This window comes from Pseudooceanicola atlanticus, from assembly GCF_000768315.1.
Taxonomy (GTDB): domain Bacteria; phylum Pseudomonadota; class Alphaproteobacteria; order Rhodobacterales; family Rhodobacteraceae; genus Pseudooceanicola; species Pseudooceanicola atlanticus.
In genome coordinates this window covers 1-12,216 of sequence record NZ_AQQX01000005.1, presented here as the reverse complement: position 1 = coordinate 12,216, position 12,216 = coordinate 1, and the positions used below count along the sequence as shown (strand labels likewise).

Sequence of the window (12,216 nt, the reverse complement as noted above, 5' to 3'; positions counted from 1 at the left end):
TCAATGCACCGTGCAGACCATGCAGGGATCAAAGCTGCGCACGATGTGCTGGACGCTGAGCGGGGTGTCTTCCTCGGGGCCAGCGACAGCGCCGACCAAGGCGGCCTCCAACGGGCCGGGATTTCCGTCGCGGTCGCGCGGCGAGAAATTCCATGTCGTAGGAGCGATGATCTGGTAGCCGGCGATCCGTCCGCCTTCGACCCGTAGCCAGTGGCCAAGTGATCCGCGCGCAGCTTCGACCAACCCGACGCCGGTGCCGGTCTTGATGGTTTCCGACGGCGTCATGAAGCGCGCTGAAGGGTCCAGAGCGTCGGCCCATTGTTCCAGCAGAACCTGCGTGCGTGCGATTTCCAGCAAGCGGCCCACGATCCGGGCGCGCACGCTGCCTTCGTCTGCCAAGGCCCGCGCGAGAGGGTGGCCATCGACGATCTGTCGGGCGAGGGCGCCGACCTCTGCGATCCGGCCGCCAAGGCGCGGGGCCTTGCACCAGCTGTAGCCCGGGTCGCGCATGTCCTCGTCCGGGACGGTCTGGCCGGATTGCGGATGTGCGTCCTCGCCCAGCATCCAGGCATGGCTGAGGTCCTCGACGATGTCTGCGGGGTTGAACGGGGTCACGGAGCCGCCTTCCCAGACACCCGCAGCCATCGCGCGCGTTCCGGCGACCGGATAGGCGCCGTAAGACAGGTAGCGTCGCGGGCCGATGCCGCTCTGGTGCAGGCCAAGATCCCGTGCGATGCGCAGGAACAACGCAGCATCCCCGGTGTCCCAGGCCTCCAGCGCGTCGGGTGTCGCGAGAGGCAGGAAACTCTCCAGCTCTGTGCCAAAGAGCGTTTCTTCCAGGTAGCGGCGGAACCCCCGTAGCGTGGCGCGGATACGGATGCGCATGCGTGCATCGGGGGTGCGGGTCACGCCACCGGGCTGGATCGCCAGGGTATGGGGCCACTTGCCGCCCAGCAGGCCCGCGATGTGGAAAAGTTGCGACCGCGCCTCCGCCGTTTGCCGCGCGGCACTGCCGTCGAGCGCGGTGAAGCGCGCCACGGCCTGATCGTGCCAGGCCCGGCCCGCATAGGCAGGGCGCGCGAAATCGGGCATGAAGAACAGGTTGAAATGAGTGACGTGGTCGGCCAGGTTTTCGACCCCGTGCAGGATGGCGGCCGCCAGCGCGCCCTGTTCGGGCATCTGTGTGCCCGCGGCGTCAGCCAGTGCCAGCGCGGCGGCGGCGGATTGGCTGACCGAACAGATCCCGCAGATGCGTGGCGTCAGGGTCAAGGCATCGCGAGGGTCCTTGCCCTGCAACATCATCTCGAAGCCCCGGAAGAGCGGCGAATTCACATGGGCCGCCGCGACCTGCCCGTCACGGATATCCAACTTGATCTCCAGATCGCCCTCGACCCGGTTGAAGGGGCCGACCAGCAGCTGTCTTTCGGTCATTTCTGCCCTTTCCCGGCGCCGGGCGGAACCTCGATCCGGTCGGAATGGGCGTTGGCCTCGATCCGTTTCGGCGTAGCCGCCTTGGACAGCGAGGCCAGCGCCATGAACCAGGCCTTGGGCATGTCCGATGGCAGGCCGACGGGGATGCCTGCGATGGTCGGGGTTTCGGTGAAGGGGTGGCGTGGTTCCTCGAATTCCGGGGCGGTGCAGTTGATGCAGGGATAGCCGCCGCGCGTGCAGGACCCGCTGCCGTTCCAGGGGCGGATGTTGCAATCGCCGTGGGCCTGCGTCCCGACACAGCCAAGGTGCTCCATCATGCAGCCCAGCTCCGACAGCTCGCGCGCGCTGGCCTTGTATTCGTAATATTCGTTCTTCGGGCAGGCATGGTGGACGAGGTGATCGGCATAGAAGCGGGGCCGACCCAGCGGGTCGAGGTCTGCGGTCTCCAACCGATCATCCGCCAGCAGCAGAAGCGTTTCGGTGACCCAGTCTGGATGGGTCGGGCAGCCGGCGATATTTATCACCGGACGGCCGGATTTCGCACGAAAGCCGCTGTCCAGCGCGCCGCCCGCCAGCTTTCCGTCATAGGCCAGCCCGACCGCGCCTGCAGGATTGCCCCCGGCCGAGGTTACCCCGCCATAAGCCGCGCAGGTGCCGACAGCCAGTACGTCGCGGGCGAGCGGGGCAAGCTTGCGCACCCAGTCCAGCATCGGGCGCCCGGTGCCGGCCAGCATGTGGTAACGGCCAGTCCCTTTCGGCCCCGTGACGATCGAGCCTTCGATGCACAGCAGGTCGAGCGGTATTTCTCCGCTCTCGATCCGCTCCAGCAGGCGGCGCACCTCTGCGCCGGTTTCAATCGAAACGGAGGGATGCCACAGCACGTTGATCCCGGCATCCTTGAGCAGGTCGAAGACATTCGGATCCTCGGCGCAGAGCAGGGACATCGTGCATCCACCGCATCCGGCCGATTGCAGCCAGAGAAGATTCATTCCGTCTCCCGTTGGGGTTGGGGCATGTCGGTCGATAGTGGCAGAGCCAGTTGAAAAGCGCCACCTGGGCCGGGCCCCAGCGACAGACTGCCGCCATGTTCCTCTGCGATCTTGTGGCTGATCGACAGGCCCAGCCCGGTGCCCTGTCCGACCGGCTTGGTGGTGAAGAACGGGTCAAAGATCGCATCGCGATGTTCTGCGGCCACGCCTGGGCCATTGTCCGTGACGGTCAGGATGGCGCGGTCTGCGTCGCGGTCGACATGGATGCCGACCACGGGGTCATCAAGATCGCGCACCGCGTCCATGGCGTTCTGCACGAGGTTCATCACGATCTGCTGGACGTGGCCGGGCGTGCCGCGAATGGTCAGGTTGTCCAGCCCGGTGAAGCGTGTCGTGACGCCGCTTTTCGATCCGCGTTCCACCCAATGCGCCGCGACCCGGGCCGTATCGACAAGGTCGAACGCATCCGCGGCCGCGGTGCCATCGGCCGACAATCGGCGCAGGTCTGCAACGATGTCGCGCACCCGTTCAGCGCCTTCGCTGGCGCCCTGGATCGCATCCCGCAGGTTGCGCAGGTTGCGTTCCAGCTTCAGCTCTGATCGCAGGGCGACGAGTTCTTCGCGTTCCGCGCCATCCTGTACGCGTTCGAAATAGGTCTCGAACCGGGTGACATAGCGCTCCAGCGCGTGGGTGTTGGCGTAGACAAAGCTGATCGGATTGTTCAACTCATGCGCGACGCCCGCCAATAGACGGCCCAGCGAGGCCAGCTTTTCGTTACGCACCAACTGCGTCTGCGCCTCCTGCAGGCGCTGGTGAGACTGCTCCAGTTCCGAATAGGCCTGGCGAAGTTCGCCCAGCGGGCGACCGACGAGGACGGCGCCGATCAGACGACCGCTGTCATTCACTCGGGCGGATAGCGTAATCTCGAACGGGGCAGGGCCATCTGCGGTCATCACGTCCGCCTCGAAATGTGCGGCACTGCGGGAAAGGCGCAGGGCCGTCAAAGCTTCGGTGATGGCCTTGGCACCGGCGGGCACGAACAAGTGCGCCAGGTCACTGCCGATCAAGGCTGCCGGTTCGGACCGGGTGGTGTCGCTGAGGGAGGCGCTGACCTCTTCGATCAGGCCATCGCGATCGACGATTGCCATGATCTCGCTCACGGACCCCATGACGGAGCCGATGAAGCGGCGCAACTCATGCAGTTGCTCGCTTTGTTCTTCCAGCTTCTGCTGATGGGCGATCAGGTCAGCATAGGTGCGGTCCACCGCGGCCAAGACATCGGTCCAGGCCCCGTCGGTGAAATTGCCATCGCCTTCCGCCAGATCGAACTTCAAGACACGCGGTCCTCCCTTGATGCGAATCTAAGGTGTCTTACCCGGAATTGCCAACAGCGTTCGCCAAGGGCGGGGCAGGGGGGAACCACTTGCGCCGGTGCAGGGTTCTTCCCTGCAAATAGGAGACAACGATGAAAGCGCAATCCAAGGCACAGCAACAGGCCGCCGGGGCCGCATTGTCCGCCAAGCTCGGTGAGACTGACCCGGAGGACCTGCAGGGCGCATCGAAAGAGATGTATGACGATATGAGCGAGGATGAGCTGGACGAGATGGCCAGCACCGATCACGACGATCTGCCGGATCGCAAGTCCTGACGCGACTCAGCCGATCTGAGCCAGCTTGTGCTTCAACTCTTCGAATAGTGCCTTGCGCTCGTCTTCTGACAGGAAGGCCCCGATCTCGACCTCTCGGCCATTGCCGTTCAGCGTGATGTAATTCGGAACCGGGCCGCCGGTCTCGTGATTCGACACGCGCACCCAGTACGGATTGCAGCGCCAGATCTGGCCGGAACCATCCGGATTGGTCCGTGTCAGCAACACCTCGTCGTGACGCAGCAGCAGTTCTTCGTGAATATCGCCGTCACGGTAACTGCGTTGCAAACCCCACCAAAGCGCAGCCAGGGCCGCCATCGCGAAGGGCAGGAGCCCCCAGAGCGTCTTGGTCCCGACCATCGCGGTCAGGGGGATCGAGACCAGCGTGAAGAACAACAGGATGACCACGGCGAATCCCTTGCGGGGCAGCGACCGGTGGGGACGCAACTCCAGGCTTTTCGAGGTTGTCCATTCATAGGGCATCGGTGCGGCTCCGAACGGGAAAGGGCCGGAGGTTTCCCCCCGGCCCCATGCAGATTGTTGAACGTCAGGGCCCGATCAATGGGCGTGCCCTTTGTCCCAATCCTCCTGTTTGGGGAGGATTTCGAACGTATGCTCCGGCGGCGGAGAGGGCAGGGTCCACTCCAGCGTGTCGGCATATTCGTTCCAGTAGTTGTTCTCGGTAACCTTAGCGCCGCGCGTCAGGGCGTAGATCACGATCCCGAAGAACAGAAGGAAGGACGCGAAGGACAGGAACGCACCGAGCGACGACCAATAGTTCCAGGTGGCAAATGCCTCCGGATAGTCGATGTAGCGGCGCGGCATGCCTTGGCGGCCCAGGAAGTGCTGCGGGAAGAAGGTCAGGTTGGCACCGATGAACATCATCCAGAAGTGAACCTTGCCCAGCGTCTCGGGGTACTGACGACCGGTCATCTTGCCGAAGTAGAAGTAGATACCCGCGAAAATCGCGAAGACGGCCCCCAGCGACATCACGTAGTGGAAGTGCGCGACCACGTAGTAGGTGTCGTGATAGGCACGGTCCACGGCGGCCTGGGACAGGACCACGCCGGTCACGCCGCCCACGGTGAAGAGGAACAGGAACCCGAAGGCCCAGAGCATCGGCGTCTTGAACTCGACCGAGCCGCCCCACATCGTTGCGATCCAGCTGAACACCTTCACGCCCGTCGGAACCGCGATGACCATGGTCGCCAGCATGAAGTAGCTCTGCTGCGACAGGGACATGCCCACCGTGTACATGTGGTGCGCCCACACGACGAAGCCCAGAACACCGATCGCGATGATGGCCAGGACCATCGGCAGGTAGCCGAAGATCGGCTTGCGCGAGAACGTGGCGATCACGTGGCTGATGATTCCGAAGCCGGGCAGGATGATGATGTACACTTCCGGGTGGCCGAAGAACCACAGGATGTGCTGGTACAGGATCGGGTCGCCGCCGCCCGACGGGTCGAAGAAGGTCGTCCCGAAGTTACGGTCGGTCAGCAGCATCGTGATGGCGCCGGCCAGAACGGGCAGCGACAGCAGGATGAGCCATGCGGTCACGAAGATCGACCACGAGAACAGCGGCACCTTGAAGAGCGTCATGCCCGGCGCGCGCATGTTCAGGAAGGTCGTGATCATGTTGATCGCGCCCAGGATCGAAGAGGCACCCGAGACGTGGACGGCGAAGATCGCCAGGTCCATGGAATACCCGCCTTCGGTCGTCGAAAGCGGCGGGTAGAGAACCCAGCCCACACCGGAGCCGAGCTGTCCGTTACCCCCCGGCGCCAGCAGCGAGGCGACACCCAGGCCGACACCGGCGCAGTACATCCAGAAGCTGAGGTTGTTCATCCGCGGGAACGCCATGTCCGGCGCACCGATCTGCAGCGGCATGAAGTAGTTGCCGAAGCCGCCGAAAAGGGCCGGAATGACCACGAAGAACATCATCAGGACGCCGTGATAGGTGATCATCACGTTCCAAAGATGCCCGTTCGGGGTACAGGTCGCATCGGAGGCGATGAAACGCGCGCCTTCCAGACACATGTACTGGACGCCCGGATGCATAAGCTCCATGCGCATGTAAACGGTGAAAAGGACCGAGATCAGACCCGTGATCGCCGCAACGATCAGATACAGAATCCCGATATCCTTGTGGTTGGTCGACATGAACCACCGGGTAAAGAACCCGCGGTTGTCTTCATGTCCGTGGCCATGAACGGCTGCGTCGGCCATGTCTCGCCTCCTGCTGGTGATACACTGGTCCCGGACGAGCCGGATCCCGAATTATTCGCGTTCTAGAATGATTGTCAGGGGCGGGCAATGCCCGCAATTGACGCAGATCAAAGAATTTTGTCGCACCCTGGAAGGGGCTCTTGCAGCCCGTCGGCACCATCTTCCGCGATTCCCGGTGCGCCTCTCGGCCGGTGCAGGTGCTGCCAAGCCCTTCGAGCTCCGCCACTTTTCAGGCTTACGCAACGTGAGCTTTCTGTCGCTGCCTCATCATCAGCGCGGCATTTTCGCGGAAACCGCCTCATCGAACCGCTTCCGCATAACATTGTTGTAAGCACCGTTCCGGCAAGCGCTTTGCACGCTCTTGTGTGGATGTCATCCTTGTCGGCAAAGGTTCCAACCCGGTTCACAATCGTCCCTTGGCTGGCCATTAAATAGCAGATGTCTTGGCATGCAGCACAGCCTTCGGCGTTACCCGAAGGGCTCCGACCACCACGTTCCAAAAATTCAAAAAATCTCTCTGGACAACCTCCCCTCCCGCGCATAGAACGCCGCAACCCGAAGCTGGGATCATCCGGCTTCCCCGTGCCCGGGTAGCTCAGGGGTAGAGCAGTGGATTGAAAATCCTCGTGTCGGTGGTTCGATTCCGCCCCCGGGCACCATTTCTTCGGCTAACGAATTGGTTTCGCTTCAGCTTCTTGCAGCTACTTGTAGCCATAGACCATTTCGTCTGCGATCACCTTTCAGCAGGTCAGCTCTTCCGCATCGTCGGTCTCCTCATTCGGAGGTAAGCGTTGCATCTGCCCCCCGATTTGAGGTCTTTTAGCGACGCTGACCCCCTTGTATATTGGCGCTAAGCGCCAATACGGGGCATAGATTTTCACGCATTCAATATTCAGCGGACCGTTCATGCGACGCGCGGCGTAGTGGCTGCATTCAGCCTTTAAATACAACCGACACGGTCGTGGCGCCGCCCTGAGCTCAGGGTGAAAAGCGCGACAACCGTTGCCATCTTACCAATGTCTCGAGCTTAGCCATTACCACAGCAACGCTTGTACTTTTTGCCGCTCCCGCACGGACACTTCTCGTTTCGTCCAACTTTTCGTCGCCCTCCCCCCCGCAAGACATCCTCGGTTTTGACCAATGGCGGCGCTCCAGCCATAATTTGTTCTAGCTCATAGTCAAATGCATGCTTCTGCCGAACATACGCGCCGAAATGCACTTGCTTGGTCAAAGGATCAACCTTAAGCCCCAACCATTTGTCCGCCTTCTGAAAATACTTGCGACGTAACATATGCTTACGCAGCGCAGGCTCTGCAATGAACTGGGGATCAGAATTGCAATGTATAGTTAGGCCGGACGAGCGATTTTCCATAGGCAGAGTGACATCGCCTTTTCCACTTGCCGCCATTCTTGAGATCAACCCCTCAATTTGGTTGATACCGTCCTCTCCCATCTCAAGAAGAGATAGCCCTAATTCAACACAGAGTGCATTTGGATTGCGATCAACATCATCGATCACACGAACGACAAATTTGTCCTTAAAGCGCGTCAGAAGTCCTTCCGGAGTATCTTGCCCCGGAAGGCCTTCCCGCCGCACAATCATTGCGGCGTCAATATCGCTTGCTAAACTGTCGTCCAAATTTAAGATGTCATATTCACCTTCGAGCCAAAGGTTTACTTTTAGGAAATGACCGAGCACGGCCAATTCGTTGGCCGTCATTATCCAGTCGTAGTATAGAGAACGGCGCTCTAAGTATGCTAAGACCCGGATTGGAGAGGGAACCAGTTCCGAGAGAACGTCTAGAGTAAAAAGGTCGACGCAGAGCGGGTTTTCAAATCCTTCGGCAGAATTGATCTTCAGGAATTGTCGAACTTGAACACTCAATGCCGGATAGTGATCCGAAATAATCGTAATCGGGAACACTCTCTCTGGCCTTTTCAGGTCGACCACATTTCCGGCCGCGTCCCTTACAACTACGTTTTGAACTTGAAGTCCATCAAAACAATTTCGGCACTGGCCATAAGCTTCTTGAATTGCAAGTTGGAAATCTTTTTGAATTTTCACCAAATTTCCGCTCCGCGAAGCGGCTGTCAGCTTTTGTGACTTGCATTGACAGATGATCCCGATCTCACCAAAGGAAACATATACATCTATTTCACCAACCTTATTCGCACCATCAAAAATATCCAAGTTCTGGAAAACGTGATCGTCACCGAATATTCTTTTTAGAAACTGAAAGGTCATTTCTTCTGTGAAATTGCCTTTGTTTTTAGATGCCGCCGCCCTGTATGATGCGTCTTGGTACATCCAATGAGCAGGGCACTCATAAATTGCTTCAGTGAGGCTGACGTATTGAAACAGATAGTGTCGTCCATCCAAGAGGACGATGGGGCGCGCTGAGGTAATATTGAAGTCAGTAACGGATTGAAAAGTCGCATTATCGAAACTGACATCACAAGTGAAAGCATCGAAGAAATTCTCGACAGTTTTTTCTGACAAGCCTGAAGCAGTAACTAGCGCTCCTTGCTCTAGTTCGAATGCTGGAAGCATCGTCCAAAACTTCTGGTCAATATGCCTAAGACTTTCAAGGTGATCCTGCGCCTTTTGAGACTGGATGCCAACAATCGCATCAGCGATGATTTTGGCATCTTCGGGGGTAAACCCTACGTTGTCGGCAAGCCATTGCTTATCCTGCTGGTAACGCATTTCCGAAAAAGCATTGTACTGAAATGCGTAAGCGCTTTCGGTGGCGTAAAAGGCCGCTTCTCTGATCGCCTCTCCAGTTGAAAGGGGAGAGGTACCCGCCTTCCGTGCGGAGAAAGCATCTTTGACCATGCATTGATGAATTTCTTCAAGGAGGCGCTCCGTTCGCTCTAGATACTGCGCGATCACTGCTTGATCAGGGAGTTCAGTGGAGCCGGGGCCTCCAAGCAGCCCGCCGATTAACGATGCAATCTCAGTTCGCACTAGACGTTGCGGTGATTTCATATCCGCAATCAGTTTGCCGGTCATCTGGTCTTTGAGTCCAATCCAATTGTCTCGGAAACAGAGCATCGCGATTGCGTGTGCAAAGCCCGGACTTCGGCACAGTTCTATAAGCTCCTGAAAACACTCTTCCTCGGATCGCACTGATGTAAACTCCTTACCGACTATTCCTGCGCCATTCGCGTATCCATAGTAGGCACGCTGTTAGAGGTGGCGGTTCAACCGCCACAACCTTTGAAGGTTTCAACGTAGCCATCATGATCTAACGTGTGACCCCAGCGGGCAACAAAAAGATCGTGGATACAACGGATAATCTTGCCACCCATTTCGGCCTGTGGCGTTTTATCGGCCAACCAAGAACTCCTGCGGAGCGTTCCAGGGCAGCAGCTTGTCGTACTCGCTGCGAGGCAGCTTGGCTGCAATCTGGTCCAGCACCCAATTCAGGTACAGTTCGACATTCACCCCATTGAGTTTGCAGGTCTCAACGATGGAGGACAAAATCCCCCACGCCTCCGCACCCTCGTCGCTGCCCATGAACAGCGCGTTCTTGCGCAGCAAAATCGACGGCTTGAACATCCGCTCCACTGGGTTGGTGTCAAGATCAATACGACCGTCATCGACGAAGAGAACCAAATCTGACCAGAGCTTTTGCGCATAGCTGATGGCCTTCGCCATGCCGCCTTTTGTCAGGTGACGACCTGAACACTCTTCAAGGAATGCCTTTAATCGAGCAATTACGGGTGCGCTGTATTTCTGGCGGTGAGCCTTCCGAACAAAGGGCGGCTTGCCCCTTATCTTCAGTTCCTCAGCATAAAGCTCTGCGATCAACTCGATCACTATTCTGGCGTCTTCTGTCTTGTTTCGCTTATACTCATCAGTGAAATGCCTTCGCGTGTGTGCCCAGCATTTCGGGTTGACGATTCCTTCAACATCCGTCCCTTCTCGCCCCAATTGTCCGTAGCCCGCGTAAGCATCCGTCTGCACGATTGCAGTGCAACCGCTGAGAAGTTGATGAATTTTGTACATCGCTCTGGTCTTGCTGGGTACATACGCGACGATAGGGGGCAGATTGCCACCAAAGGAACGATCATCGCGGTGAATTGCGATAAGGTGGCTTGTGATGGTTCGCCCCTTGCCCGGCGTGAGCATCGGAATGGTAGTTTCATCCATGAAGAGGCGCGCACTGTTATGAAGCAGTTCCCGCAATAGCAATTCGTAGACGGGCTGAAGAGCTTGTATGGCTATCCGGTTCGACCAAGTCATCAAGGTGCTGCGATTGAGGTCGATGCCGCTTGCCTTCAGTAGCCCCTCCTGCCGATACCACGGCAGTTGGGCACCGAAACGCATGAAAATCACATTCGCTAAGAATCCGTTGCTCATCGTAGTTTGAGGGAAGATACGTGGTATGAAAGGTGTTCCCACTACCTTGTCTGCCGCACGGCATCGATATTTTGGGTATTTGCGAACGGCCACATAATAACGTGCTGGGACCATTTCCAACGTTTCGTTGATGTCATATCCCCGTATCGACCCACCACATCCACAGGGACATTTTTTGTCTGTCGTACCCATGTAAATTTCGAACCGTTCTAGGTATTTTGTAAACTCGCGTTTTCCGCGACCGTTTCGATTGCGCTGGGCCAGACGTCTTGGTGTCTGCCTATGACCATGCAGATCGTTCCCAGAGTTTGGCGTTGCACTATTGGCTGTATGCCCCCGGACTGACTGGTCAGATGGCCCATCGCCTTTTTGCAGTTGATCCTTATTAGGATTGCGGTCTGCTTTTGCGCCAAAGACGATTTTCTTTAGGTTAGCGATCTGTCTTTCAAGCTCGCTAATTTTCCTATCCTTCATCTTGCTGCGCGTCTTAGCCTTTTCTAGCTCAGTACGGAGGCCTCTGATCTCATTTTGACCGTCCCGCCACAGCGCTTCCGCTCGATCAGCAAAGTGGCGAGCGCTTACGCATTCGGAGGCCAAGATGTCAGCCGCTAGGCTGTCGATTGAGTCTTTCATCTTCCGAACGCAGCGAGACGCTGCGCCTTTCTTTAACAAAGGCGGATGCGTGAGCTTCCCTGCGTTTCGGTATGATTTGGATGCGGCGTATGCGGAGGTCTTGCAACCTTGAAAGAGGAGCCAGAGAGAGAATTTTGCAATTAGCGATTTCGATAGGGGAATTCCTGTGATCTCGCGAAACATGATGATTTCACGTCACAATTTATGATTAAAATTTGGGCGATTTTTGTGGGGGCTATATTGGAATGCAGCCAAGATGCGACAGTGAGAACGAGACAACCCCACCGATTCGCTATTCTACTCAGCAGGTCTCAACGCGCTTTGGGACCACCGCTACCTTCGATACCTACTCCAATCAGAAAGCATCAAGCGCGTCGCTGTATTCAGTGAAGCTAGGCAACCTTTGGGCGATGGTAGTTCGCAGACTCGACACGCCTCCAGTCGAGGCCTTCGAACAAGGCTTCGAACTGGGCCTTGGTCATGGAAATGTTTGCCTCCGTTAATTTTGGCCAGACGAAGCCCGCGCCCTCAATGCGTTTGTAGATCAGCACAAGGCCAGTACCGTCCCACATCAAGACCTTAATCTTGTCGCGGCCTTTCGATCTGAAAACGAAAAATGCCCCGGACAGCGGGTCGAGGTCGAAATTGCTCAGTACATAGTTTGCCAGACCATCCATGCCCTTTCGGAAATCGACAGGTGTCGTGGCGAGGTAGATCTTGTAGGTGTTCGACGGCGCAATCATTGGAGTTGCCCCGCGACTTGTACGAGCTTCACAAGCTCGTTCTCGGTAATCCCCAGAGGGAACTCGATAGCCACGCTTCCGCAGAGAATACGACCATAGCCTGCTTGGCTACCGCCGATTGGTGAAGACGGTGACCTGCCCCCTGTTGGTCCCTCGTTCATAATGAGAGTCTGCAGGTTG

General features: G+C 57.8%; 10 protein-coding genes and 1 tRNA gene. 2 read left to right on the top strand and 9 right to left on the bottom strand.

The features are described 5' to 3' along the window. Genes ATO9_RS13485 through ATO9_RS13475 form a run of 3 tightly spaced genes read right to left on the bottom strand, consistent with a single transcriptional unit; the run spans position 1 to position 3,754 of the window. Positions 1–1,431 (bottom strand): nickel-dependent hydrogenase large subunit, encoded by a 1,431-nt coding sequence (locus ATO9_RS13485; RefSeq protein ID WP_043749942.1) that lies wholly within the window; start codon positions 1,429–1,431, stop codon positions 1–3. Further along, positions 1,428–2,420, bottom strand: coding sequence for an NADH-quinone oxidoreductase subunit B family protein (locus ATO9_RS13480; RefSeq protein WP_043749940.1), 993 nt, complete (start codon positions 2,418–2,420; stop codon positions 1,428–1,430). Before ATO9_RS13480 ends, ATO9_RS13485 begins: the two co-directional genes overlap by 4 nt. After that, complete coding sequence (locus ATO9_RS13475) at positions 2,417–3,754, bottom strand: sensor histidine kinase (RefSeq protein ID WP_052418321.1); 1,338 nt, start codon at positions 3,752–3,754, stop codon at positions 2,417–2,419. The genes ATO9_RS13480 and ATO9_RS13475 overlap by 4 nt, the downstream gene beginning before the upstream one ends. A gap of 131 nt (positions 3,755–3,885) precedes the next feature. Between ATO9_RS13475 and ATO9_RS13470 the strand changes: the two genes are divergently transcribed. Next, a complete protein-coding gene (locus ATO9_RS13470) occupies positions 3,886–4,068 on the top strand; it encodes a DUF3008 family protein (RefSeq protein WP_043749938.1) in 183 nt (60 codons plus the stop codon). 6 nt (positions 4,069–4,074) lie between these two features. Here ATO9_RS13470 and ATO9_RS13465 read toward each other — a convergent pair whose 3' ends face one another. Together ATO9_RS13465 and ctaD are read right to left on the bottom strand one after the other, a co-directional pair. Then, the gene (locus tag ATO9_RS13465) at positions 4,075–4,548 is read right to left on the bottom strand and encodes a DUF2244 domain-containing protein (protein WP_043749935.1); all 474 of its coding nucleotides are present in this window, start codon (positions 4,546–4,548) and stop codon (positions 4,075–4,077) included. 75 nt (positions 4,549–4,623) lie between these two features. Continuing rightward, positions 4,624–6,294, bottom strand: coding sequence for a cytochrome c oxidase subunit I (ctaD, locus tag ATO9_RS13460; protein ID WP_043749933.1), 1,671 nt, complete (start codon positions 6,292–6,294; stop codon positions 4,624–4,626). A gap of 584 nt (positions 6,295–6,878) precedes the next feature. Here ctaD and ATO9_RS13455 point away from each other — a divergent pair. After that, positions 6,879–6,953: transfer RNA gene (locus tag ATO9_RS13455), tRNA-Phe, on the top strand. Positions 6,954–7,321: 368 nt separating this feature from the next. Here ATO9_RS13455 and ATO9_RS24715 read toward each other — a convergent pair. The 4 genes from ATO9_RS24715 to tnpB form a co-directional block, all read right to left on the bottom strand. Beyond that, positions 7,322–9,307, bottom strand: a complete 1,986-nt coding sequence (locus tag ATO9_RS24715; RefSeq protein ID WP_043749931.1) for an SEC-C domain-containing protein — start codon at positions 9,305–9,307, stop codon at positions 7,322–7,324. A 191-nt stretch (positions 9,308–9,498) separates the two neighbouring features. After that, positions 9,499–9,633 carry a hypothetical protein gene (locus tag ATO9_RS24910; protein WP_272945756.1) on the bottom strand — a complete coding sequence of 45 codons (135 nt, stop codon included), beginning with the start codon at positions 9,631–9,633 and terminating at the stop codon, positions 9,499–9,501. After that, complete coding sequence (gene tnpC / locus ATO9_RS23900) at positions 9,623–11,476, bottom strand: IS66 family transposase (protein ID WP_081979576.1); 1,854 nt, start codon at positions 11,474–11,476, stop codon at positions 9,623–9,625. Before tnpC ends, ATO9_RS24910 begins: the two co-directional genes overlap by 11 nt. 209 nt (positions 11,477–11,685) lie before the next feature. Next, the gene (tnpB, locus tag ATO9_RS13440) at positions 11,686–12,036 is read right to left on the bottom strand and encodes an IS66 family insertion sequence element accessory protein TnpB (RefSeq protein ID WP_043749929.1); all 351 of its coding nucleotides are present in this window, start codon (positions 12,034–12,036) and stop codon (positions 11,686–11,688) included. Positions 12,037–12,216: the final 180 nt, after the last annotated feature.